Consider the following 23,876-nt stretch of genomic DNA (forward strand, 5'->3'; position numbering starts at 1 on the left):
CGGGGCTTTATCAGGAAAGAGCAGGTAGCCATCGGCGCAGGTGGCCTTCCATTCTGATTTAACGGTGCAGGGGAGGCTGGGGGCCGTGAGGTCGACCGAGATTAACTGTTTCGCATAGTCTCATGCGCTTAAGCCAAGCGCCCTTCCTGACGTCCTTCCAGGCGTTCTTTCTTGACCAGGTTTTCCAAATTCTTTGCCAGCATGTCTTTGTCTTCCATCAGGCTGTCGAGCCTTCCCAGATTGACCTCAGCGCCCAGCCGGTATCGTGGTGGTGAGTCGCCATAACGTATCCCTGTTAATCGACTCGTGACAGAATTGCATCACCGCGATGAACCTAAAAAAACGGCTACCCTTCTCGGTTGCTTTCAAATACCGAAGAAGGATAGCCGCTTAGCTGATGACGACGTTTAACTACCAAGCATTCGCTATCAGGCGAAGATAAATCCTTCCGCCAGGTACTTGGTCTGCATTTCATCCGATGAGGCAAAATGCGCCATCACATCGCCTTGATCGACCTGCCCGGTTTCCAACCCTTCCGACCAGTGCTCGAGTCCTTCTGCATCCGGGGCGCGGTCAAAGGCGTTGTCATAGAGCAGCGTGATGAAGTCTTCATCGCTCAGGTTATCGCCATGCTCGCTGACGAACTCTTCTGACCCGAAGAAGAAATCCGCCACGTCAAACAGGCTGCTACCTTCTTCGCGAATACCGGTCCAGTATTCCAGCCCGCCAGCATCCGCATCGCGGTCAAACGCCACCTGATAAAGTGCCTCGATAGCCGACACCTCTACACTGTCGCTCGCATTACCAAGTTCAACGCTCACCACCGCGGACGATACATCACCCTGGCTGTTGGTAATCGTGTATTCAAAGCTATCCGTGACCGTTTCTCTTCCTGCCATACCGGCAAAGGCTGCGCCCTGGTCATAAACAAAGTCACCGTTTTCCTGCACGACCACGCTGGCACCGGATTCCAGCATTAATTCTTCATCCGGCATGACATCCTGGCCGTCAATGGCGGTAACGGTGATGGCATCATCACGTGCCGCTTGATCAGCCCCATGGCCGTTATCAGCAAAAAGGTTTCCGCTCACCAGCCAACCAAAGTTCCCCGTCATCTCATCGTTACTGACCACTGGCGACGAACCTGGATTAACGCTACCTCCCCCTACGCCTTGCCACCAGTGCCAGAAATCGTTACCTGACGACTCGGGTGCTGGCTCAGGCTCAGGCTGCGGTTCTGGTTCTGGTTCTGGTTCCGGCTGTGGTTCCGGCTCTGGCTCGGGTTCCGGCTCTGGCTCAGGCTCAGGCTGCGGTTCTGGTTCTGGTTCTGGTTCTGGTTCCGGCTGTGGTTCCGGCTCTGGCTCGGGTTCCGGCTCTGGCTCAGGCTCTGGCTGCGGCTCTGGTTCCGGCTCTGGTTCCGGCTCTGGTTCCGGCTCTGGTTCCGGCTCTGGTTCTAGTTCTAGTTCTGGTTCTGGTTCTGGCTGTGGCTCTGGTTCCGGTTGAGGCGTTACGTCAACATTCACCGTGGCGGTGGCGGTTTCGCCGTTGCCGTCGTCGATGGTGTAGGTGAAGCTGTCACTGCCGTTGAAGTCGGCGTTGGGGGTGTAGGTCACCGTGCCATCACCGTTGTTGGTTAGCTCGCCGTTGGAGGCTACGCCCAGGCTGGTCACCGTCAGGTCATCGCCGTCTACATCGCTGTCGTTGGCCAGCACATCTACTGTCACGGCGGTGTCTTCGACGGTGGTGGCGGTGTCGTCTTCGGCAACCGGGGCGTCGTTATCGACGGGATCACCTTCGAGACCAATAATCGTTGCCCCGTCTTCCTGCGAGAAGACGAAACTCTCAGGGTTGTCTTGTCCAGCGAAGGTCAGGTTGGTATCAGGCTCGCCGTCACCATTCGTGTCAATGTCCATGATCACCGAACCGCTGCTGAATGTAACGTCTGATACGCCAAACAGTGTATCGAGAAACTTCACGGTGTCAGAGCTATCAAAACCGGTGATCACGTCACCATTAAAGTCGCCAGGAGAACCTGAGATCGTTGATCCCGCACCACTTTCAAGCACGAATTCTTCTGCAGCAATAGATGCTGTTGCTTTGCCTGTGTCATCAGGCTTGACGACACTGAGAGCACCACCGCCAGTGCCTCCACCGCCGAGTAAAGCAAGATCCGCAATAAAAAGACCGGAATCATAAGCAGTATCGCCGGTATCAGCAACGCCGATCTTGACCGTATTTATACCTTGTTCAAGAGGTGCACGCACCGATATTTCTTTACTAAACCCATCCCATTCAATGCCATAAGGCGCAGAGCCCGCTGGTTCATTATCTATAAACACACCCGATTCGAGGTTATCTGATATAACACTCAGCGGCTTTCCCGTAGCTTCGAAGGCAGCATAGTTGACACCATTCACATACAAACCTGCGATGTCGACAAAGCTGCTGTCCACGAACTCTGAAAATTCCTCAGACCCAAAGACAAGACTCGCGCGAAGGGCGTCCACGCCTGGATCAGTGACATCAACAGTGAACTCGATGACAGAGGCATCATTGGTACCCCCCGCGCCGGGAAAGGCCTCGAGCGCGGTGGCCGTCAAATCCGGGTCTCCATCTGTCTCATGATATACGCTAAAGAAGGATTCAGTGTTAGAAGTTCCGGGGAAGCCGCCGGAAGATAGCATGATGCCGGTTCCGTAGCTAAAAGAGTCCAAACCAGGCTGCAAGGCTTCGATATGGAAGTCGTCAACCAAGAAAGCAGCTTCGGACGAGCCCGAATAACTTATGTTGTCGGCCTCAAAATCGAAAAAATCGCCAAAACCTGCTTTAATCGCGTCACTTGCTGTTTTGAATTCTCCAGCAGCAATTGCAGAAGCCAAAGAATTTTCATTGGAAGCCACCGGCTGCTGCTCACCAGGCCATCCTGGCAACTCTGGTTCAAGAGTCATGGTACCGTCAACAATGACCGACACAGTATCGGTACCACCTTTACCGTCATCGGCGGTGTAGGTGAAGCTATCATCGCAGTTGTTGGCGTTGGCGGTGTAGGTCAGGGTGCCATCGTCATTGGCCACGACAGTTCCATTTTCTGGATCGGTCCAGCTGTCAATGGTCAGGGCATCGCCATCCTGATCGCGATCATTGGCCAGCGGGTCAAAGGTAACGGAATCACCCGCCCCAGAAACTTTAATAAAATCTATAATGGCATTCGGATCGCGGTTTTCGCCTGGCGTCCAGAGTGCATCGCCTTCAATCGTCCAGCCATAATCGTTGATCAGCGCATCACGGGCGGCCTGTGATTCACTAGAATACAGAAGGCCTTCCGCACCCAGGGTTACGCCTTCCTGCACACCGCTTGTCAGGGCCTGCTGATACCAACCGTTAAGCGTGGCATCGTAGTTACTCACCGTAAGGCCAGAATTCTCCAGCATAGCTCGCATTTTAATTACGTTCTGGATCTCAAGGCCCGATAAATCCTGATTAAAGGCATCAGCGTCGCGGAACATCGCGTACATATTCGTCACACTAGACGTATCCCAGCCGCCGATATCCTGATCAAAGGCATCAGCATACGCGAACATAGCGCCCATATCCGTCACGCTGGACGTATCCCAGCCGCCGATATCCTGATCAAAGGTATCAACACTCCAGAACATACCGCCCATATTCGTCACGCTGGACGTATCCCAGCCGCCGATAGCCTGATTAAAATTATCAGCGCCGTTGAACATCCAACCCATATCCGTCACGTTAGACGTATCCCAGCCGCCGATAGCCTGATTAAAGGCATAAGCGGACCAGAACATCTCGTCCATATTCGTCACGCTGGACGTATCCCAGCCGGTAATATCAGGAATGGGGTTGCCGTCAGGGTCTATGCCACCTTTAAACCATTCGCTTAAATCTGTCACCGTGCCGTTTTCAATTTCTGGATATGCCATTTTCCTTCCTCTGGAATGGTTGTCTCTTGACGAATATAAGCAATAAAAACAAATACAATCGACTAACCTATCGCATTTCAGAACGTTACATTCTAAACAAATGCTACATCTGCCAGGGCTTCAGAAGATGATAACCGACTGAAGGTTTTGCTAGAGAGAATGGGATGCTGGAGAGGAAAACTGGCTAATAGCCCGCTCACAAGCTATGAGCGGGCCTTCATTTATTGGTAGGAAATCGGGAATTCAGGGGGTTACTGAAACCGCCCGGGCTTGCTTGCGACTTCCTCCAGCGCCCAGCCGTTTGTGCGTATCTGCCCTTCCAGAGTTTGTTCGGTTGCTGGGGTGATATCCGGGAAGAAATTCAAACCGGTTTGCCGCTCCACCTCGTCGATGGAAACCAGATAATCATCCAGCGGCTCGTTGCCCCCGTTGCCCCCGTTGCCCCGCACGTTTTGCGGCATGATAAACGCCAGCGCTAGGAGCATCCGGGTCTGGGGCGACAATGATTTTGTAGTAGGCTACAAAACCCACGCGGTCCATCACATTACTGACCCCTTCTCCGTAGACAGGGCCGGTAATGACTTGCAGGTACTCAAAACGTGGGGCAAAGTGGTCCATCACCGCTTCTTCCAGGCGTTGCCATAACTGGCGAATCAGCCCACCAAAAAACCCAGAAAATTGTGCTCTCCCCATTTCCCACCTCCCTGTTTTTACTTCTCCTTGCTTTCATTTTTACTTTCTTTCACGTCTATATTTTTTTCACACCTACGTTATTTCGCTTCTCCTTATTTACCTTATGTTAAAACTGACACAAGCTCAAATAGCCGTCAGCCAGTGCTTGAACGCAGGGAGTTCACCACGTACAGCTTGCTGATAGGTTCGCTGCAGCCGGGCGGTGACGCTGTCATCGGGAATCGGGGCATCCACGGCGGGGGCACCTGCCCTGAAACCGATTTTGCGCCCGTCCAGTTCACGTAGCGGGAGAATTTCTGCGGCGGTGCCGGTCAGGAAGGCTTCATCGGCGGTGTAAAGTTCATCGCGGGTGATGCGCCGCTCGCGCACTTCAATGCCCAGCGCTTCGCGGGCCAGTTGAATCACGCTGTCGCGGGTGATGCCTTGCAGGCAGGAGGTAACTTCCGGGGTGTGCAGCACGCCGTCGCGCAGCAGGAAGACATTGGCGGCAGAGGCTTCGGCCACGTAGCCTTCCGGGTCGAGCATGATGGTTTCATCAAACCCGGCCTTGACGGCAGTATTCAGCGCCAGCATGGAATTGACGTAATGGCCGCTGGTTTTGGCGCGGCACAGGCTGATATTGACGTGATGGCGCGCCCATGAGGAGGTCAGCGCACGCAGCCCGCAACGCTTGGCTTCCGGCGAGAGATAAGGCCCAAGATCCCAGGCGGCAATCATCACATGGGTGCTCAGCCCCTTGGCGCGCAGGCCAAGTCCTTCTGCACCAAGAAAAACAGTCGGCTTGAGGTAGGCATTGGTGAGCTGGTTTTTACGCAGGCATTCCTGCTGGGCATCAATCAGCGCGGCTTCGCTGAAATCCATCGGGATATCCAGCGAGTGGGCACTTTCTGCCAGGCGGCGGGTGTGTTCAGCAACCCGAAACAGCGCCGTGCCCTGCTCGCCTTCATAAGCGCGTACGCCTTCAAAGCAGCCCATGCCGTAGTGCAGGGTATGAGTGAATACGTGAACCTTGGCCTCACGCCAGTCCAGCCATTCGCCATCCTGCCAGATCCAGCCATCACGATCATAAAGCGGTGTCATGCATTTTGCTCCCACTGTTGGCGCCAGCCATCTATCAGCGCCTGCTGATGCGGCTGTAGCGCCTGATAATCCCAGGCGGCAATTTCATCGTTCTGCGGATCAAACACCGCAATATCACTGCCTGCCAGGGTCTGAATAACGCGGTGGCCACAAAGCGGCACATAGCCTTCTGAATAACCGCCTTCATGCACAAGCACCAGCTTGCCTGAGCAGCAGCGCTCTGCCAGCGCCTTGAGCTGTGCGGTCATCTCGCCAAAGGCGCCGCTGTTCAGCAGCATTTTCCCCAGCGGGTCCTTGGCGCAGGCGTCATAACCGCAGGCGACCACGATCATGTCCGGCGCAAAGGCTTCCAGCGCGGGCAGAATCAAGGTTTCCATGGCGTACTGATAAGCTCCCAAACCACAGCCTGGCGGCATAGGCAGGTTGAGATTAGCCCCTTTTCCAGCCTCTTCGCCCTGTTCTTCAAAGCGGCCTGTGTCCAGTGGGTAGTTACCCGACTGGTGAATGGAAACGGTCAGTACTTCAGGGTCCGCGTAGAACGCCGATTGCTGACTGTTACCGTGATGCACATCCCAATCAAGGATCGCCACTCGCTTCACCTGCCCCAGCGCCCTTGCGCGCATGACGGCGACGGGGATATTGCCCAGCAGGCAGAACCCACGCCCCTGGTCGGCCTCGGCATGGTGGCCGGGTGGGCGGCACAGCGCATAGGCATTGGCGACGTTCCCCAGAGCAACGTCTTCCACCGCCGCCACGGCAAGCCCCGCCGACTGCCTGGCGGCTGCCCAGCTGCCCGGCATGAAGGGGGCGCAATCGCCGCCGTTACCACCGCTTTGCGCATCGTCTTCTGCCAGCATTTTAAGGTAGCGTGGAGTATGAAAGCGCAGCAGGTCTTCCTGAGTAGCCACTGGCGGCTTGATGACCTGCAGTTCGTCAATCAGGCCGCTGACTTCGAGAATGTTTTTCAACCGCCGCTTGCTTTCGGGGCTTTCCGAGGCGGGCTGCGGTTGCAGAAATTCGCCAGGGGCGGAGAACACGCCGATGGCGCCCGGGTCATGCCAGAAGCAGCGTTCATGCCAGTAAAAGCCTGTTGCTGTTTTTGTTACCCCTGTTTTTGTAAACCCGGTTTTTGTTAACCCTGTCGTGCTCATTCAGCCTCGCAGATAACCGCGCATAAAAGCGGTCAGGTTAGCGCTTAGATGTTCCGTCGGATAGCCGCCTTCCTGAATCACCACGGTGGGCTGTGACAAAGCGCTCAACTGCTCGCCCAAGGCCACAAATGCCTCCGTTTCCACGCTTAACCCGGCCAGCGGGTCATCCTTGTGGACATCCAACCCCAATGACACCACCACAGCCTCTGGCTGGAAGTGGTTGAGCTGTTTGATCAGGGTAGCGACGGCGCTCAGGTAGGTGTCGCCGTCGCTGCCCAGCGGAAGCGGCAAATTAACATTAGCCCCTTCCCCGTCACCACTACCGGTTTCGTCTGCCCCACCCCAGAAAAAGGGATAGAAATCGCTGGGGTCGACATGCACCGAGCCGGTCCAGATATCACCGCGTTGATAGAAGATATCCTGAGTACCGTTGCCGTGGTGTAAATCCACGTCAATGATGGCGACTTTGGACACTTTCTCACGCAGCACGCTGGCGGCCAGCGCTGCATTGTTGATCAGACAAAAGCCACCGGCATTATCCGGCCCGGCATGGTGGCCCGGCGGACGACACAGGGCGTAGGCGTTTGACGCACCTCTCAGCACATCTTCCGCTGCCGCCACGGCAGTGGCGGCCGAGGCCATCGCGCCACGAAAACTGGTTTCGCTTATCGGGCAGGCCATGTCGTGCAGATGCCACCCCGCCTGGCCCACAGGATGACGCGGGTAATGCTGAGCGCCTCCACACGGATGAACATTGGGCGCCACTAACGCGGACGCACCGGGTATCGCCTGCCAACGTTCATAGATGGTTTCGAGAAACTGCAGATAGCGCGACGTATGAACCTGCTCAAGACGTTTACGCAGCGTCGGCGAGTCTGTTTCCATCGGGGCGGTCAGGCTCAAGCCTGCTGCCGCCAGACCTTCGCTCAGCAACTCAGCGCGCACCGGCCCTTCAGGCGAAGGGGCCGGTTGGCCACGCAACAGAAACGTCGATGGTGCATGCTGAGACTGGTCAGGATGGTAGAAGCATTTCATTAATCGTTCACCCCAAGGTTAGGTACCTGGCAAAGATTGCCAGGTTAAAGCAATGACGGAATCCAGGTAGAAAGCGCTGGGAACGCTGCCAACAGAATAATGACCCCGATAAACGCCGCATAGAATGGCAAGGAAGCGACAATCGCGCGCTCATAAGGCACTTCTGCTATTCGTGCCGCCGTCATCAGGGTCATCCCCACCGGTGGCGTGACATTGGAGATATTCAGCACCACGATCATCAGAATGGCGAAGTGTAACGGATCAAACCCAAGCTGGATCATCGCGGGCACCAGAACCGGTGCCATAACCACCAGGGCAGGCAAGACATCCATCACGGTACCGATCACGATCAGCAGAAGACAGACCAGCATCAACTGCACGAAAGCGGCATCACTGAAACTGGTGATAATACTGGCGGCATCGCGGGCTACCCCCGAGCGCGTGACGAACCAGCCAAGCACGGCAGACGTCGCCAGCAGGAAAAATACCACGCCGGAAAAACGCACCGTGGTGACCAGGGAATCCCAGATTTTGCGCCAGGTCAGGTTCCTGTAAAACACCACGCCAATCACAATGGTGTAGACCGCAGCGAAACCCGAGGCCTCGGTAATGGTTGTCAGGCCGGAAAGAATCCCGCCCAGAATCACCAGCGGCACGATCATGGCAGGCAGGGCCACCAGAAGCGCCACCATGGCCATCTTGAACGGCGTTGGCGTCTGCTTCGGGTAACCACGTTTCCAGGCCAGAAAGAAACTGACAACAAGCAGCGCCAATGCCATCAGAAGCCCTGGAATAATACCACCGGCAAACAGGTCGATAACGGAAATATCACGCAGCAAGGTGGCATAAACCACCATGACCACACTGGGCGGGATGATCGGACCGATAATGGATGAACAGGCGGTCACGGCGGCGGCATAGTCAGCATCGTAACCCTGCTTTTTCATCTCAGGAATCATGATTTTACCGATCGCTACCGTATCGGTTACCGCCGCACCTGTCAGGCCTGCAAAAAACACCGAAACGGTCACGTTGACATGAGATAGCGCGCCGCGAATACGCCCGAACAGGGCATTATTGAAGGCAATCAGCTTATGGGTCAGGCCGCCCTGGTTCATCAGTTCAGCCGTAAAGATAAAGTACGGCACCGCAATCAGTAGAAAGCCGGAAACGCCAGAGAACATGCGGTCAGCGATAATACCCAGCATGCGCTCGCCACCGAGGGCAAAGCCACCCGCCAGCCCTGACATGGCCATGACAATCGCCACCGGTGCGCCCACGAAAAGCAGCAGAACAAAAACAATAATCGCAGGTGTCATGAGCGTGACTCCTCTTCTGGCGTTTCAATAAGCTCGTCGATGAATTCACGCTCATCGATAAAGTGCTCCAACAGGGCAAAACCGTGTGCCAGATGCAGCAGCATGATGACGCCACTGATCGGGATCACCACCGCGGTTACTTTGCTGGAAATCTGGATCTGATCCGAGACCAGATACGTCTGAGTCGAGGAAATAAAGTAATCCCAGCCGTACCACACCAGCATCAGGGCAAACAGCGCCATCACGGCCAGACAGAAACCGGCAGCAATCTGCAGCAGCAGACGCGGTAGGCTGCGGACCAGCAGCGTCATGGCGACATGTTCGCCATAGCGCAATGAAATGGTCATGGAGAGAAAACCGATCCACGGCAGAAACAGTCGGGCAAGCGAATAGGTCCAGCTCAGGGTGCTGCCGGTGATGAGTTTGTAGATGAAAGCAGTAAACGAAATGCCAAGCATGGCCAGAATGCAGCCGACACACAGAACAATGGCCACCTGATTGACGATGTCGCTCAGGCGGCGTAAGGGTTGTAGAACGTCCATGGCTATCCCCTACGCCGGGGCAGATGTACTACCCCGGCGCTTTATCTGTTGCTCACGTTAATTAGCGGCAGAGGTTATTGACCATAAACGCGCATGTCTTCTTCCGCCAGCTCCTGGCCGACACGGTCGACTTCTTCCAGAAGCCCCTGGATGCGGGTTTCATCCATACCGAAGTCGTTGACGATCCAGTTCTGCCATGCCGGGCGTGCCACTTCTGCCATGCGTTCACGCTCTTCGGCAGGCATCAGATAGCATTCTTCAAAGCGTTCGCAGGATTCAATCCAGCTGGCCGTCGACAGCGCACCTGACATACCGTGGCTCATCTGAATGGCTTCACGGGCAGAGGTAATCACGGCTTTTTTGTGCGAATCCGGCAGTGACTGGAACCAGTCTTCACTGACAACCCAGGGTGCACTGTTGTAAACATGGCCGGTCAGCGTGGTGTAATCGGTCACCGCATCAAAGTTGAACGTGGTGTTGAGCACCGGCGCGTTGAACTGACCATCGGCCAGGCCGGTTTCCAGTGCGGTAATCAGCTCACCCCAGGGCAGCGGCGTAGCGGAAGCCCCCAGGGATTGCATGATGGCAACGTGGGCCGGGTTTTCCTCGGTACGAATATTCAGCCCATCCAGATCTTCCATGGTCTTGATCAGGCGCTCGTTGTTAGTGAAGGCGACAAAGCCACCACCGTCATCGAAGGTTCCCAGATAACGCATGCTGGCCTCTTCGATGGTGCCGGACATAAAGTCAGCAAACCATTCGCTGTCGAAGAAGGTCCAGGCCTGGCGCCAGTTGGTAAACAGGAACGGGGCTGTGACCGCCTGGTAATCACCGTAAAATGAGGACATGGCGCCCGCTGACAGTATGGTTGATTGTAACGTCCGCCCGCCCTGCACTTCGGAACCGTTCTCGGTTTCAGAACCTAACTGGCCGCCGCCGAAGATTGTCACTTCAAGGTCGCCCTCGGTACGCGCTTCCACCAGGTTTTTGAAATGCGCCAGCGCCGGATAAATGGCGTTGTTGGCCATGTCTTCGGGTAGCTGGGTCGCAATCACCATCTCGTGAGACTGTGCCTGGGCATTGGCGCTGGCAATGGCGAGCGGCAGAGCTGCCACGGCAGCGATCAGCAGGGTTTTGTTGGATTTCATGAGTCACCTCGTTTTATTTATTGAACTTGTTAGTCTAGCAAGTGGGTTGAACAGCGTTTATGTGGCTAGCGTTCCCACTCTTGCAACAGAGATGCCTTTCCTGAGGAAGCGACATCCTTGTCGTCATGCTTTTTATAATTATGTAAAACGTTTTACTGCCAACTTTTAAGCGTTGGCCATGCTTTCCCAGGTTTCAATCGCCGCGGCCAGATCTTCCAGCGAGGCGCCAACGGATTTAAACAGCGTAATGGCATCACTGCAGGTGCGCCCGGGCTTGTCACCTTTCAACACCTCGGCAAGGTCGCCCTTGATGTCGTCAAACTGGAAAGCGCCTTCTTCAATGGCTTGAAGAATATCCCCGGCTTCGCCTTTGGCACCCGCGTAGGTATCTACGTAAACGTCGGCACGTCGCAGGCATTCGCCATCGGTTTCACGCATGGTCGGGCGGAAGGCACCAATCAGGTCAAGGTGAGTGCCCGGCGTTAACCATTCGCCCTTGATCAGCGGCTCGCTGGAAAGCGTCACGCAGCTGACGATATCGGCCTCAGCCACAGCGGATGCCAAGTCTGTCACGGCTTCGGTTGCAAAGCGGTCTGCGTATTCAGCTGCCACGGCGTCTGCCTTGGCTTTGCTGCGCCCCCACACCAGCACCCGCTTGATCGGGCGTACGCTGGCGTAAGCTTCAATCACCATGGGGGCCAGCTTGCCGGTGCCTACTACCAGCAGAGTGTCAGCATCTTCTTTGGCCAGCACATCGCCTGCCAGCGCGGAGGCCGCTGCCGTGCGGCGGCGGGTCAATTCACTACCATCGATACACGCCAGCGGCTGGCCATGCTTGCCTTCACTGAGCAGATACAGACCGGAAATCGCCGGAATGCCGTGATCCGCATTCTGCGGGAACGCATTGACGATCTTGACACCGATATAGCCCGCCTCTTCCCAGGCAGGCATCAACAGCATGGTGGCTTCACCATCCGGGCGATGCATGGCGTGGTGATGGCGCGGCGGCGATTCCACGCCCTCCACAAAGGTGGTTTTCAAACGCTGGATCAGGCCGTTCCAACCCAGGTGACGTTCGACATCGGCAGCAGAAATAACCTGCATATCACGCCTCCGGCAACGCAGCCACGACCATGATTTCCACTTTCCATTCCGGTTTGGCGAGCTTGGCTTCCACTGCGGCACGCACGGGCGGACGACCCGGCACGACCCAGGCATCCCAGGCAGCGTTCATCTGGTCAAATTCCGCCATACTGGTGACCCAGATCTGCGCTGAGATCAGGTGTTCCTTGGAGGTACCTGCCTTTGCCAGCAGCTGGTCGATGCGTGCCAGCACCTGTTCGGTCTGGCCGCCCATGTCGGCAGAAGCATCCGTCGGTACCTGGCCCGCCAGATAAACACTGCCATTGTGAATGGCAATCTGGCTCATGCGTGCATTGCTATCGTGGTAGGTAACGCCCATTGGTGTCTCTCCTGAGATAAATACGTTCGGGTACTGCTTCTTTGAGCATACGAAGCTGGCGCTATTAACGCTTGCCTCAAAATCAGGAAGATTTGCCCGAAAGTCTTTTATTCAAGAACAGAGACGCAAGTGGGGCTAGGGTCTGTTGACGTTTCATTCACGGCCGCGATGAAACGTCAACAGACCCTAATTCAGGGGATTGGCGTTTAACGGTCTGTGGAGGGGGAAATCTCAAAATAACGCCGATAAGCCCGTGAGAAACTCCCCTGGTCTCGAAAGCCTACCAGCATGGCAATATGGCCCAGACTCAGGGCGCTGTGGCGCACCAGGGTGCGCGCATGCTCCAGGCGACGGCGCTGAACATAGGCCAGTGGTGTAACACCGGTCAGCTCACGGAAGCAGGCGTGAAAATGTCCGAGGCTAAGCGCACACAGCGCCGCCATCTGCTCAACATGAATGGCATCGGCCAGGTGCTGGTCGATCCAGTTATCCAGCCTCGCCAGATCCAGACGCTCACTGATGCAACGCTTGCCGATGGGTTTGCCAAGCTGACTGACGACACTTTCCGGCTCATCCTGCAGATACATGGTCAGCGCACGCAGCAATAGCACGGCAATCTCGTTCTGCAGTGCGGGGCACTGTTCAAGCTGTTGAGAAAGCGCATGAGTGAGCTGATTGAGCGCGGGCGGCACGCTGAAAAAACGCGGTTTATCGAACAGGCGCTCAATCTCGCTACCTTTCTCAAGCGTGGCAAGGTGCGCAACGGGGATATCCAGCACCAGGGTACGATTCCCACCATCTCCCTGATATTCATGATGGCGGGAACTGGGGATCAAACAGCCACGGCGCGCCGTGACCCGCTCTTCCTGCCCTTCCATGGCAAGCTCGGTCGCTCCACTGGTCGCGAGTATCAGCTGGTGGAAATCATGGCTATGGGCCACAGGCTCAGGCGTCAGATTGCGGCTGTGAACTTCAAAGTTCGCCATAGTGCCCTCTTCCTTGTCAGCCATCACCGTTACTCGGCACACTCAATACATTTTAGCACTATCGGATCCCATTCAAGCCGCTTGGCACTGATCCACTCACCGCATTCGATGCATTCGCCAAACTCTTCTTTTTCAATACGCTGCAATGCCCCAGAAATCCGTTTGAGACGCATTTGCCGACGCTCTTCTTCGGCTTTCGCCATGGCCTGGCCCTGCATGGCATCCATACGTGATAAACGCCCCACTGAGGTTTGGTCAAGTACGACCGTATCACGCGATGACTCGCTGTTTGCACTGTCAGCCTGTAACTCCTCACGTAGCGCCAGCAGCTTATGCTGAATTACTGTCATATCCAGTTCTGGATGATTCATGGACGTCTCCTTTTATAGTCTGTCCACCAGAGCCCTGCCTGATACACTAACGGCTTTTCGTTCACTTGTTGAGAGGCTGCATGGGATATCGAACGCTGTTACGCGAACATCGCACGGTGCTCAGCATCGCTTTTCTGGCCATGTTCACCTCTAGCCTGGGCCAGAGCTTTTTTATTGGTCTGTTTCAAGCCCCTATCTCCGATCACCTGGGCTTGACTATCAGCCAGTTTGGTACCGGTTATGCCATGGTAACCCTGAGCGCCGGTTTTATCATGCTGCGCTTTGGCCCCAGCATTGACTGGGTCTCGCCGCGGCGCTTTGCGCTCACTATTCTGCTCTTGCTTGTCGCTGGCATTTTACTGCTGACACTCTCCACCTGGTGGCTACTGGGTCTTCTCGGCCTTGGCCTGGTACGTTTATGCGGCCAGGGGATGATGAGCCATCTGGGTAACACGTTGGCTGCGCGAGAGTTCCATCATCTGCGCGGGCGTGCCATCGGGCTTGTCGGGCTGGGGATTCCGCTAGGGGAAGCGCTGCTGCCGCCCGTAGCGGCTTTAGCCCTCGCCTGGCTGGCCTGGCAAGGTTTCTGGTGGCTGCTGGCCCTGTTGATCGCCCTTCCCTGGTGCTGGTTACTTATCAAAGCCCCCTGGCCGAAAGCCCCCGGCAAAAAACCCGAAAACCGAACCATTGAAGGCCCACGCCCCTTCCGCGAGCGGCGATTCTGGATGCTGCTACCCCTGTTAATGGCCTCTCCGGTGACCATTACCGGGCTGTTTATCTATCAGGCGCAGCTTACCGAGACCCTCGAAAGCTCACTCGCTGTTTACGCTCTGGCACTGACCGGCATGGGGCTGGCCAAACTTCCCGGCGCATTGCTCGGCGGACGCTGGATGGACAAGCTCGGCCCCGTCAAACTGGCCCGTTATTACTTACTACCCTACAGCCTGGCGATTGTCATGGCACTTGTGTGGGGCGGTGATCTTAGCATCTGGGCATTGATGATCGGCGGCGGCATTGCCACCGGCATGCAGGAACTGGTGTCGGCAGGCTTATTGATCAAGCTTTGGGGCACCGAGCATATTGGCCGTGTCCGCTCAGCACTCAGCGCTTCCATGGTGTTTTCAACCGGTATCGCGCCCGCCGTTCTTGGGGTTGTACTGGGGGCGGGCATTGGCTTCGAGACCATTCTCGCTGGCATGCTGGTATTTATTATTGCCAGCTGGCTGCTGGCTCAACCGGTGTTGCGTGAAGTGCGACAAATCAACACCAGGCATTGACAAGGCTTAACAAACTTCTGACGTGATTCAGTTTTGTTGATCTGCTAACATATGCATATAAATCATGATTCATGCATCATCCGCTGTTTCACTGTTACTGATTAATAGTTACTGGCTGACAGTCTTTCCAACCAGCAATATCCAACAGGATCGTAGCGCTTATGATTCCCTATTCAGAGTTGATGACTCCCCCCTAGCTCACTGCCTGCACGTACAGCTACCACGTAATCAGTTGATATTAAAAATCAATTGTTTTTTTGGCTACTGGAACAGGCGCTGGCATCCATGTCTACCGACCCACCCTGAATGTGTTTGATACGTTGCCCCACATATGGCTGCCGTTTTATTCGGCAGAGGCTCCCACTTTCAAACAGGATTCTACATTGCAAAACGCATCTTCCTTCCACACTGCTTTTTTTGATGAAACATCATCTTCACAAAAATTCATCGCAAAAGAGCTCGAAAAAGCCGACATTCATATCAATGGTGACCGCGCCTGGGATATGCAGCTGAATGCACACGGCGTTATTGACGATGCGCTGGCCAGAGGCAATCTGGGCCTCGGCGAACGCTATATGGATGGCGACTGGGACGCTGACAAACTGGATGAGTTTTTTTTCCGCCTGATGCGCGCACGCCTTCCGGACCAGGTCAACCACAGCAAGCTCGTACTTCACCACCTTAAAGCGCGCTGGGTCAACCTTCAAACTGTCAAGCGCGCTTTCCATGTAGGTGAAGCTCACTACGACCTTGGCAATGACTTTTACGCGGCCATGCTTGATAAACGCATGACCTATACCTGCGGATATTGGAAAGACGCTCAGACACTTGACGAAGCACAAGAAGCCAAGCTTGACCTTGTTTGCCGGAAGCTGGAATTAGAGCCGGGCATGCGCGTTCTGGATATCGGTTGTGGCTGGGGCAGTTTTATGGCCTATGCGGCTGAACATTATGGCGTTGAATGCGTTGGTCTGACGATTTCGAAAGAGCAGACAGAGTACGGTAAACAACTCATGCAAAGCGGCCTCCCGGTAGAGTTCCGTCTGAAAGACTACCGTGATGAACACGAACAGTTTGATCGCATTGTCAGCATCGGTATGTTTGAACACGTGGGTCGCAAGAATTACCGGGAATACATGCAGATGGCTAACCGCTGTCTGAAAGATGACGGCCTGTTTCTGCTGCATACGATTGGTAAAAATGTACGCAATACCTCACCTGACCCCTGGATTGACAAGTACATTTTTCCCAATGGCGAACTCCCCGCGCTTAGCCAGGTAACTGATGCGGCGGAATCCCTTTTTGTCGTTGAAGATACTCACAACTTTGGCGCCGATTACGACCGCACGCTAATGGCATGGCACGCTAACTTTGAAGCTAACTGGCCAAAATTTCAGGGTCAATTCAATGAACGCTTTTACCGTATGTGGCGCTATTACCTGTTGAGCTGTGCCGGTGCCTTTCGTGCACGTGATATTCAACTCTGGCAATTTGTGCTTAGCAAGAAAGGCGTACTGGGTGGGTATGAGCGCGTTAGCTAAGCGTTTTTAAAGCCGTTACTATTTATTAAAGCCGCATTATTTAAATCAGTTAACTTTTGGAACTTCGATGCATAAAGCGTTTTCTCTTTTTACCTCAGAGTCTGTCTCTGAAGGGCACCCTGACAAGATTGCCGACCAAATATCAGATGCGGTTCTTGATGCCATCATTGCACGTGACAAGCAGGCACGTGTGGCCTGTGAAACCATGGTAAAAACAGGGGTCGCCATCGTTGCCGGTGAGATCACCACGTCGGCCTGGATAGACCTGGAAGCGGTCGTTCGCGACGTTATCACAGGCATTGGCTACACCTCTTCCGATGTTGGCTTTGACGGTGCTACCTGCGGGGTTGTCAATCTGATTGGCAAGCAGAGTGTAGATATCGCCCAAGGGGTTGATCGTAGCAAACCGGAAGATCAGGGCGCCGGTGACCAGGGGCTCATGTTTGGCTATGCGACCAATGAAACCGAATCGTTCATGCCCGCGCCTATCCACTATTCACACCGGCTCGTTGAGCGTCAGGCACAACTGCGTCGGCACGGGTTATTGCCCTGGTTACGCCCGGATGCCAAAAGTCAGGTCACTTTCCGTTATAACGAGAGCGGACAGCCCTGTGGCGTAGATGCCATCGTGCTATCAACCCAGCATGACCCGCAGATTGATCAGCAGGAACTGCGCAGCATTATCAGGCATGAAGTCATCGAACAGGTGCTTCCCGCTGAGTGGCTTGATGAACACACTCAGTACCACATCAACCCAACGGGCAAATTTGTTATCGGCGGGCCTGTGGGTGATTGCGGGTTAACGGGAAGAAAAATCATTGTTGATACCTACGGTGGTATGGCAAGACACGGTGGTGGTGCATTTTCAGGCAAGGATCCTTCAAAAGTAGACCGCAGCGCAGCCTATGCCGGACGTTACGTTGCCAAAAATATTGTCGCAGCAGGGTTGGCCGATAAATGCGAGATACAGATTTCCTATGCCATCGGTGTTGCTGAGCCTACCTCGGTGAGTATCGACACCTTCGGTACAGGCAAAATCGAGGATTCCAGCATAGTGACGCTGGTACGTGAATGTTTTGACTTACGTCCGTTTGCTATCACCAGGATGCTTGACCTCCTCCACCCCATGTATCAACTCACCGCTGCCTATGGTCATTTTGGCCGCGAACCCTTTGAGCATAGTTACCAGTGGACTGATGACCAGGGTCAGCTACATAAAGAAACGTTTACCGCCTTTCCCTGGGAAAAAACGGATAGAGCCGAAACGCTTCGTCAGGCAGCCGGGCTTTAAGAGCGTAAGCACTTGCGCTTTAGTGATAACCTGACACGGCAATGGATTTATTGAAAGAATTCGATTTATTGCCGGGAAACAAGACTAATGCCAGGCAGTTAGCGCTTCCTGGCATTTCCCGTTAAAGTCGGCTGATACATAGAGCCTCAGGTTCAGCCGTGGTTTCATCCACGCCGGCACTTACTTCAACCTCTTCTATTAACAGGCATCATGGCGACAACAGACACCTCCCCACGCGATGCAGAACAGCGCCATCTGAGCGACATCCATCAGCGCATTGATGCCAATATCAGCGAGCTTGATGATCGGCTGAAGGCTTATGCCGACGATATTCAGACGCAGAAGGAATATCTTTGGAACAGCCGCGACGAGATGGATCACATCGAAAAAATCGCCGCACGGGAGTCGATTCAACAGGCGGTGATGACCGGCGACAATACCCTGCTTAGACGCCAACGGCTGGATAAACTCAAGCACTCCCCCTATTTCGGACGTTTTGATTTCACCCGCCAGGGCGAGCAACAGCCCATCTACATCGGGGTTCACCATTTTCGCGACGACCTTGCCGGAGCCAACCGTGTTTACGACTGGCGCGCGCCGATTGCGTCATTATTTTATGATTACGAAACGGGTCCGGCGATTTACCAAAGCCCCGAAGGCGATGTGGCCGGTGAAATCACCCTCAAGCGCCAGTTCCGCATCAAAGGGCATCACATTGAGCTGATGATCGACAGTGCCGTACATGTGGTCGATGATGTGCTTCAGGAGGAACTCAGCCGCGCCTCGGATGAAGGCATGAAAAATATTGTGGCGACCATTCAGCGCGACCAGAATGCGATTATCCGCAATGACGAAGCCAACGTATTAATCATTCAGGGGGTCGCAGGTTCCGGCAAGACCTCCATTGCCCTGCACCGGATTGCTTACCTGCTTTACCGCTTCAAGGACACTCTCAGTTCAGAAGACATCCTGATCATTTCGCCTAACCGTGTATTTGCCGATTACATCTCCAACGTACTGCCGGAGCTTGGCGAAGAGACGGTGAATGAAATCGGAATGGAAGACCTCGCCGACGAACTGCTGGACAGCCAGTACCGGTTTGAAAGTTTCTTCGAGCAGACAGCGGCCCTGCTGGAAAAAAACGATGATGCCATGAAAGCCCGTTTACGCTTCAAGGCAACGCCGGAATTTCTCAAGCAGATGGACCGTTATGCCGCGCATGTAGAAGCCAACCGCTTCACCGCTGAAGATATCTGGATCGCTCGACGGCTGATACCCGGCTGGTTGTTTGAAGAGGTGTTTCGCAAGCACCGCCGCCTGCCCACCAATGAACGCCTCAAACAGGTCTGTTGGGAAATTGAGCGCAAGATCGCCAACCAGTACAACTATGATCTGGAACGCGATGAACGTAACGTGCTCAAGGCAGCGGTCAAAAAAATGCTCAAACAGGCAACCCTGCGCGAAACCTACAAAGGCTTTTACGACTGGCTGGGTCAGCCTGAGCTGTTTAAAAGCGCATCACGCGGGCGACTCGAATACGCTGACGTCTTTCCGCTGATTTATCTCAAGATGCGTCTGGAGGGCATTCATTCCAGCTGGCGTAACGTCAAGCACCTGCTGATCGATGAAATGCAGGACTACACGCCAGTGCAATACGCCGTGATCGGTCAGCTGTTTCCGTGCAAGAAAACCATCCTCGGCGACGCCTATCAGGCCGTTAATCCGTATAGCGCCTCCAAGGCCGACGAAATCCGTCAGGTGTTACGTCAGGCAATGTGCGTCACGCTGAACAAGAGCTACCGCTCAAGCATCGAGATCGCCAACTTCGCCCAGCAGATTGCCTATAACCCGGACCTGGAGGCCATTGAGCGTCACGGTGAACCGCCCAGGGTTGAGCCCTATCGCAGCCGCAAGGAAGAAGTGAACGCCATTACCGCCCTGGTCAAGGATTTCACCCATTCCGAACACAAGACGCTGGGGATTGTGTGCAAAACGCAGAAACAGGCCAAAAAGCTGTTTGACACCCTGGATGGAGCGTTCGACCGCTTGCAGCTACTCAGTGAGCAAAGCTCGGCATTCGGCCTGGGCATTATCATCTGTACCGCACATATGGCCAAAGGCCTGGAGTTTGACCGGGTGATCGTACCTGAGGTCAGCGAAAAAAATTATGCCACTGATATGGAACGCAACCTGCTCTATGTCGCCTGTACACGCGCCATGCACCAGCTGACTCTGACCCATACCGGCCAACCCTCGGTTTTTTTGCCATGACCGATTTAGCAGACACTGAAGCCATCCATTAAAAAACCGGCGCTCTTTCAAGCGCCGGTTTCCTGTACACAGGTTTAATACGCCATGAATGGCTTAACGCAGAATCAACACCGGAATGTGGCTATTACGCAGCATTTCAGTGGTAGTGCTGCCGATCAGCATGTGACGAATACGTGAGTGTCCATAGGCTCCCATGATCATCATGTCGATGCCTTTTTCCTTCTCGTAGGCGTGTAGCGTGACTTCAACCTCACCGGCGCGAATTGCACCTTCAGCTTCATGCCCACCGTCGCGCAGGGTCGTCAGTGCCCACTCCAGTTCCGAACGATGTTCAGCAGTATCAGCGCCGACAATCACCACATGGCAGGCTACGCCGTTGAAAAGCGGGCTTTTGGCCAGCATCTCGACGCCTTTACGGGCGGTCTTGCTGCCATCAAAGGCCATCATCACGCTTTGTGGCGCTTTGAACTCGGCGCTGGGCACCATCAGAATGGGGCGGTGCATTTCACGCACCACACGCTCAAGATTCAACCCTAAATGGCCCGAGGAGTGCCCCGATGTTTCGCCGCGCTTACCCAATACCAACAGGCGTACGTCTTTTTCCAGCTCGACCAGAGTTTCTACCAGAGTACCGTTGCGCTGGCGCATTTCCGGGTCGCTGACGCCATCAGCAATCGCACGTTCCCTGGCGGCATCCAGCATCAAATTGCCTTGCTCACGGTTGACCTTGGCACGTTGTTCATCAAGGTCGGACAGTTCTTTCATCAGCCGCTCGCGAGCACCAAACCGCAAATTGCCCGATAGATTGGCATCCTCTGCGTTCTGCGGGTGGTTATCCACGACGTGAACAAATACCAGCGGGGCATCCATTGCAAGACTGGCCCAGGCGGCGTAGTCACACACGTTTTCCGAAAAGTGAGAACCGTCAATGGCGGCCATTACATGATCTGTCATTTAAAACTCCTAGCGGAACGTTAGCTTAGTGGCCGCCCATCAGCTTCTCGACGGCTTCCGGGTCGTCATGCACCGCGAAGCGGTCAACGATAGTAGCGCTGGCTTCGTTCAAGCCAATCATTTCCACCTCGGTACCCTCACGGCGGAACTTGATCACCACCCGGTCAAGCGCCTGAACAGCACTAATATCCCAGAAGTGGGCGCGCGTCAGGTTAATGGTCACCTTATCAATACTTTCCTTGAAATCGAAGCTTTCCATAAAGCGTTCTGAAGACGCAAAAAACACCTGTCCGACCACATCATATTCACGCGCTTTGCCGTCATCCAGCTGTTTTGAACCGATATAGAGAATATTGCCGACCTTGTTGGCGAAGTTCATGGCGGCCAGCAAGACACCGACAAAGACACCAATCGCCAGATTATGGGTCAGCACCGTTGTTGCCACAGTGACCACCATAACAAGATTCGTACTCATCGGGTGTTTTTTCAGATCACGAATGGATTCCCAGCTGAAGGTACCAATCGCTACCATGATCATGACTGCCACCAGCGCCGCCATGGGAATCTGCGATACCCAGTCCGCCAGGAAGACAACCATCAACAGCAATACCACCCCGGCGATCAATGAAGAGGTACGCCGACGCCCGCCAGACTTAATGTTAATGATCGATTGACCGATCATCGCACAGCCCGCCATACCACCGATCAGACCCGAACCAATATTGGCAATCCCCTGGCCTTTACACTCACGGCTTTTATCGCTTCTGGTATCGGTCAAATCATCAATGATCGTACTGGTCATCATTGATTCCAGTAGCCCGACAACAGTTAGCATTAACGAATAGGGCAGGATAATCATCAGGGTTTCAAAGTTCAGCGGCACGTTCGGCCACAGGAAGATCGGCAAGGTATCCGGCAGTTCACCCATATCCCCCACACTGCGAATTTCCATGCCTGTCAGCATATAAACCGCCGTCAAGACAACGATGCACACCAACGGTGACGGAATCGATTTACCAATCACCGGTATCAGAGGAAAGCCATAGATAATCGCCAGACCCACGAGCGTCATGGCATAGACATGCCAGGTCACATCGGTCAGCTCTGGTAACTGCGACATAAAGATCAGAATGGCCAGGGCATTAACAAAGCCGGTGACTACCGAACGCGACACAAAACGCATCAAATCTGCCAGACGCAGATAACCGGCAATAATCTGAAGCACACCGGTTAGCAATGTCGCTGCCAGCAGATACTCAAGCCCGTGATCTTTGACCAGGGTGATCATCAACAGCGCCATGGCGCCCGTCGCACCGGAGATCATCCCGGAACGCCCACCCGCAAAGGCAATAATCACACAGATTGCAAAAGAGGCATACAGGCCGACTTTAGGGTCAACACCGGCAATAATCGAGAAGGCAATCGCTTCGGGAATCAGTGCCAATGCAACGACGATACCCGCTAAGGTGTCGCCTTTGAGGTTAGACAGCCAGGAGATTTTGAATTTTTCGTACATCAGGGGGTCCAGAGTTATCAAGCGGTTATTGGGACGACCAATGACGCCGCCTTTATTAAAGACGTATCAAGATCGCGTTAAACGGCCTATAAAAAGCAACAATGATGTGCACAAGCCATTACAGTGGGCAAAAGCCAAGCTATCGGGTGAAAGCCAGGATTATTGACAAAGCATGGCACTCTACCGTGACAGCGCAGTGAACGCTGGGCAGGTACCGCTAAACACAAGGAAGGAAAGCGCTAGGGTGGAGTCATCAACCCTGAAAACGCCTTAACGCGGAAAATCGGTGCCATCATGGATGCCATTTCTGCCGAATGAAGCTAAGCGTGCACAACGCGTGCCAACACTATTAGCGAAAAGCATAAGATTTTAGCAGTAAAAAGCCGTCACTGCACCCTGCTGCGCTGCCGCATTTCCATTCGCCGTTCCATCACGCCTTTTGTCAACAGAGTACCCAGCACGATAGCGCCGCCCACTAACGCCACCGGCGCCGGGCGCTCACTGAGAACCACCCACACCCAGACCGAGCCGACCACCACTTCTGAAAGCATCAAGAGCCCCACATCGGCGGCGGGCAGATACAGTGGCCCACGCTGGATTAGCGTAAACCCCAGTGGTAACAACACAAGGCACAGCAGCACCAGCCAGACGGCACTCATCACCGGCACGGCAGAAAGCCCCGCTCCCAGGCTGGCAGAGACAAAGGCAACCAGCGCCACAATTAATCCGGCCAGGGTCAGCATCGGGCTCATATCCACGCCCGGGCGCACCCGACAGAGGGTAAAATTCGCCGCCAGGGCGGTGGCGGCCAAAAGGGCAAAAGCATTGCCTTTCCATGACCCCACCCCCGTATCATCCAGCACAATCAGCGAGGTGCCCAGCAAACACAGGCCAATAGCCAGCCAGGTTCGCAACGGCAGACGTTCATGCAGAAACACCCGTGACAGCGCAGCGGCAATCAAGGGCGCGCCGGCCAGAATCATCAAGACATTACCGCCCTTGGTGTATTGATTACCGAGCACAAACCCGAAAGTCGACAGGCTGAACAGCACCGCCACCCCAACGCCGACCCAACCGCAACGGTAATAGGCACGGAAAAAGCCCCGCTGTTGGCGTAGCCAGACAATCAGCGCAAACCCTATTGCCGTGAGCAACCCTCGCCACAGCAGGATATCGCTGTCCGGCAAGTTGATCAGTTTGATTAAAAGCGCATCAGGAGAAATGATCAGGGCGCCGCCAGCGGTCATTAAAAGCCCTTGCTGACGACGTGAGAGCGTTGTGTTCATTTATAGCCTTAT

Annotated in this window: 18 protein-coding genes and 1 pseudogene; 4 read left to right on the plus strand and 15 right to left on the minus strand. The window is 54.6% G+C overall.

Features of this window, described 5'->3' with window-relative positions:
- Window positions 1-428: 428 nt before the first annotated feature.
- From ACU6TU_RS13225 to ACU6TU_RS13280, 12 genes and pseudogenes are all read right to left on the minus strand, one after another.
- The gene (locus ACU6TU_RS13225) at window positions 429-3,941 is read right to left on the minus strand and encodes a BspA family leucine-rich repeat surface protein (RefSeq protein WP_447141863.1); all 3,513 of its coding nucleotides are present in this window, start codon (window positions 3,939-3,941) and stop codon (window positions 429-431) included.
- A 251-nt stretch (window positions 3,942-4,192) separates the two neighbouring features.
- Window positions 4,193-4,598 (minus strand): annotated as a pseudogene (locus tag ACU6TU_RS13230) (DNA/RNA non-specific endonuclease); the annotation flags it as partial.
- Window positions 4,599-4,757: 159 nt separating this feature from the next.
- The gene (locus ACU6TU_RS13235; protein ID WP_447141864.1) at window positions 4,758-5,714 is read right to left on the minus strand and encodes a branched-chain amino acid transaminase; all 957 of its coding nucleotides are present in this window, start codon (window positions 5,712-5,714) and stop codon (window positions 4,758-4,760) included.
- Window positions 5,711-6,865 carry a class II histone deacetylase gene (locus ACU6TU_RS13240; RefSeq protein WP_447141865.1) on the minus strand — a complete coding sequence of 385 codons (1,155 nt, stop codon included), beginning with the start codon at window positions 6,863-6,865 and terminating at the stop codon, window positions 5,711-5,713. The genes ACU6TU_RS13235 and ACU6TU_RS13240 overlap by 4 nt, the downstream gene beginning before the upstream one ends.
- The gene (locus tag ACU6TU_RS13245; RefSeq protein ID WP_447141866.1) at window positions 6,866-7,900 is read right to left on the minus strand and encodes a histone deacetylase family protein; all 1,035 of its coding nucleotides are present in this window, start codon (window positions 7,898-7,900) and stop codon (window positions 6,866-6,868) included. It abuts the gene before it with no gap.
- Between the two features lie 44 nt (window positions 7,901-7,944).
- On the minus strand, window positions 7,945-9,219 hold the full coding sequence (locus ACU6TU_RS13250; RefSeq protein ID WP_447141867.1) for a TRAP transporter large permease: 1,275 nt from the start codon (window positions 9,217-9,219) through the stop codon (window positions 7,945-7,947).
- On the minus strand, window positions 9,216-9,761 hold the full coding sequence (locus tag ACU6TU_RS13255) for a TRAP transporter small permease (RefSeq protein WP_447141868.1): 546 nt from the start codon (window positions 9,759-9,761) through the stop codon (window positions 9,216-9,218). The genes ACU6TU_RS13250 and ACU6TU_RS13255 overlap by 4 nt, the downstream gene beginning before the upstream one ends.
- 74 nt (window positions 9,762-9,835) lie before the next feature.
- A complete protein-coding gene (gene dctP / locus ACU6TU_RS13260) occupies window positions 9,836-10,909 on the minus strand; it encodes a TRAP transporter substrate-binding protein DctP (RefSeq protein ID WP_447141869.1) in 1,074 nt (357 codons plus the stop codon).
- A gap of 165 nt (window positions 10,910-11,074) precedes the next feature.
- Window positions 11,075-12,013 carry an ornithine cyclodeaminase family protein gene (locus ACU6TU_RS13265; protein ID WP_447141870.1) on the minus strand — a complete coding sequence of 313 codons (939 nt, stop codon included), beginning with the start codon at window positions 12,011-12,013 and terminating at the stop codon, window positions 11,075-11,077.
- A 1-nt stretch (window position 12,014) separates the two neighbouring features.
- Window positions 12,015-12,371 (minus strand): RidA family protein, encoded by a 357-nt coding sequence (locus tag ACU6TU_RS13270; protein ID WP_447141871.1) that lies wholly within the window; start codon window positions 12,369-12,371, stop codon window positions 12,015-12,017.
- A 206-nt stretch (window positions 12,372-12,577) separates the two neighbouring features.
- On the minus strand, window positions 12,578-13,357 hold the full coding sequence (locus ACU6TU_RS13275; protein WP_447141872.1) for an AraC family transcriptional regulator: 780 nt from the start codon (window positions 13,355-13,357) through the stop codon (window positions 12,578-12,580).
- 29 nt (window positions 13,358-13,386) lie between these two features.
- On the minus strand, window positions 13,387-13,728 hold the full coding sequence (locus tag ACU6TU_RS13280) for a TraR/DksA family transcriptional regulator (RefSeq protein WP_447141873.1): 342 nt from the start codon (window positions 13,726-13,728) through the stop codon (window positions 13,387-13,389).
- An 80-nt stretch (window positions 13,729-13,808) separates the two neighbouring features.
- On the opposite strand from ACU6TU_RS13280, the gene ACU6TU_RS13285 reads away from it, so the two are divergent.
- The 4 genes from ACU6TU_RS13285 (at window position 13,809) to ACU6TU_RS13300 (ending at window position 20,108) form a co-directional block, all read left to right on the plus strand.
- On the plus strand, window positions 13,809-15,005 hold the full coding sequence (locus ACU6TU_RS13285) for an MFS transporter (RefSeq protein WP_447141874.1): 1,197 nt from the start codon (window positions 13,809-13,811) through the stop codon (window positions 15,003-15,005).
- 383 nt (window positions 15,006-15,388) lie between these two features.
- Complete coding sequence (gene cfa, locus ACU6TU_RS13290) at window positions 15,389-16,546, plus strand: cyclopropane fatty acyl phospholipid synthase (RefSeq protein ID WP_447141875.1); 1,158 nt, start codon at window positions 15,389-15,391, stop codon at window positions 16,544-16,546.
- Between the two features lie 67 nt (window positions 16,547-16,613).
- The gene (metK, locus tag ACU6TU_RS13295; RefSeq protein WP_447141876.1) at window positions 16,614-17,837 is read left to right on the plus strand and encodes a methionine adenosyltransferase; all 1,224 of its coding nucleotides are present in this window, start codon (window positions 16,614-16,616) and stop codon (window positions 17,835-17,837) included.
- 210 nt (window positions 17,838-18,047) lie between these two features.
- Complete coding sequence (locus ACU6TU_RS13300; RefSeq protein WP_447141877.1) at window positions 18,048-20,108, plus strand: HelD family protein; 2,061 nt, start codon at window positions 18,048-18,050, stop codon at window positions 20,106-20,108.
- A gap of 93 nt (window positions 20,109-20,201) precedes the next feature.
- Here the strand turns inward: ACU6TU_RS13300 and ACU6TU_RS13305 are convergent, their stop codons facing one another.
- The 3 genes from ACU6TU_RS13305 to ACU6TU_RS13315 form a co-directional block, all read right to left on the minus strand.
- Window positions 20,202-21,062: a universal stress protein gene (locus tag ACU6TU_RS13305; protein WP_447141878.1), complete on the minus strand. Its 861-nt coding sequence runs from the start codon at window positions 21,060-21,062 to the stop codon at window positions 20,202-20,204.
- Window positions 21,063-21,087: 25 nt separating this feature from the next.
- A complete protein-coding gene (locus ACU6TU_RS13310) occupies window positions 21,088-22,578 on the minus strand; it encodes a SulP family inorganic anion transporter (protein ID WP_447141879.1) in 1,491 nt (496 codons plus the stop codon).
- 386 nt (window positions 22,579-22,964) lie between these two features.
- On the minus strand, window positions 22,965-23,864 hold the full coding sequence (locus tag ACU6TU_RS13315) for a DMT family transporter (protein ID WP_447141880.1): 900 nt from the start codon (window positions 23,862-23,864) through the stop codon (window positions 22,965-22,967).
- Window positions 23,865-23,876: the final 12 nt, after the last annotated feature.

The organism is Halomonas sp. LS-001 (genome assembly GCF_052983955.1).

Bases quoted from the DNA above. Each gene is read 5' to 3' on its own strand.
- ACU6TU_RS13250 (WP_447141867.1), bottom strand. From the start codon at position 9,219: ATGACACCTGCGATTATTGTTTTTGTTCTGCTGCTTTTCGTGGGCGCA.
- ACU6TU_RS13280 (WP_447141873.1), bottom strand. From the start codon at position 13,728: ATGAATCATCCAGAACTGGATATGACAGTAATTCAGCATAAGCTGCTG.
- ACU6TU_RS13265 (WP_447141870.1), bottom strand. From the start codon at position 12,013: ATGCAGGTTATTTCTGCTGCCGATGTCGAACGTCACCTGGGTTGGAAC.
- metK (WP_447141876.1), top strand. From the start codon at position 16,614: ATGCATAAAGCGTTTTCTCTTTTTACCTCAGAGTCTGTCTCTGAAGGG.
- ACU6TU_RS13225 (WP_447141863.1), bottom strand. From the start codon at position 3,941: ATGGCATATCCAGAAATTGAAAACGGCACGGTGACAGATTTAAGCGAA.
- ACU6TU_RS13245 (WP_447141866.1), bottom strand. From the start codon at position 7,900: ATGAAATGCTTCTACCATCCTGACCAGTCTCAGCATGCACCATCGACG.
- ACU6TU_RS13235 (WP_447141864.1), bottom strand. From the start codon at position 5,714: ATGACACCGCTTTATGATCGTGATGGCTGGATCTGGCAGGATGGCGAA.
- ACU6TU_RS13310 (WP_447141879.1), bottom strand. From the start codon at position 22,578: ATGTACGAAAAATTCAAAATCTCCTGGCTGTCTAACCTCAAAGGCGAC.
- ACU6TU_RS13285 (WP_447141874.1), top strand. From the start codon at position 13,809: ATGGGATATCGAACGCTGTTACGCGAACATCGCACGGTGCTCAGCATC.
- ACU6TU_RS13240 (WP_447141865.1), bottom strand. From the start codon at position 6,865: ATGAGCACGACAGGGTTAACAAAAACCGGGTTTACAAAAACAGGGGTA.
- dctP (WP_447141869.1), bottom strand. From the start codon at position 10,909: ATGAAATCCAACAAAACCCTGCTGATCGCTGCCGTGGCAGCTCTGCCG.
- ACU6TU_RS13270 (WP_447141871.1), bottom strand. From the start codon at position 12,371: ATGGGCGTTACCTACCACGATAGCAATGCACGCATGAGCCAGATTGCC.
- ACU6TU_RS13255 (WP_447141868.1), bottom strand. From the start codon at position 9,761: ATGGACGTTCTACAACCCTTACGCCGCCTGAGCGACATCGTCAATCAG.
- ACU6TU_RS13275 (WP_447141872.1), bottom strand. From the start codon at position 13,357: ATGGCGAACTTTGAAGTTCACAGCCGCAATCTGACGCCTGAGCCTGTG.
- ACU6TU_RS13315 (WP_447141880.1), bottom strand. From the start codon at position 23,864: ATGAACACAACGCTCTCACGTCGTCAGCAAGGGCTTTTAATGACCGCT.
- ACU6TU_RS13300 (WP_447141877.1), top strand. From the start codon at position 18,048: ATGGCGACAACAGACACCTCCCCACGCGATGCAGAACAGCGCCATCTG.
- ACU6TU_RS13305 (WP_447141878.1), bottom strand. From the start codon at position 21,062: ATGACAGATCATGTAATGGCCGCCATTGACGGTTCTCACTTTTCGGAA.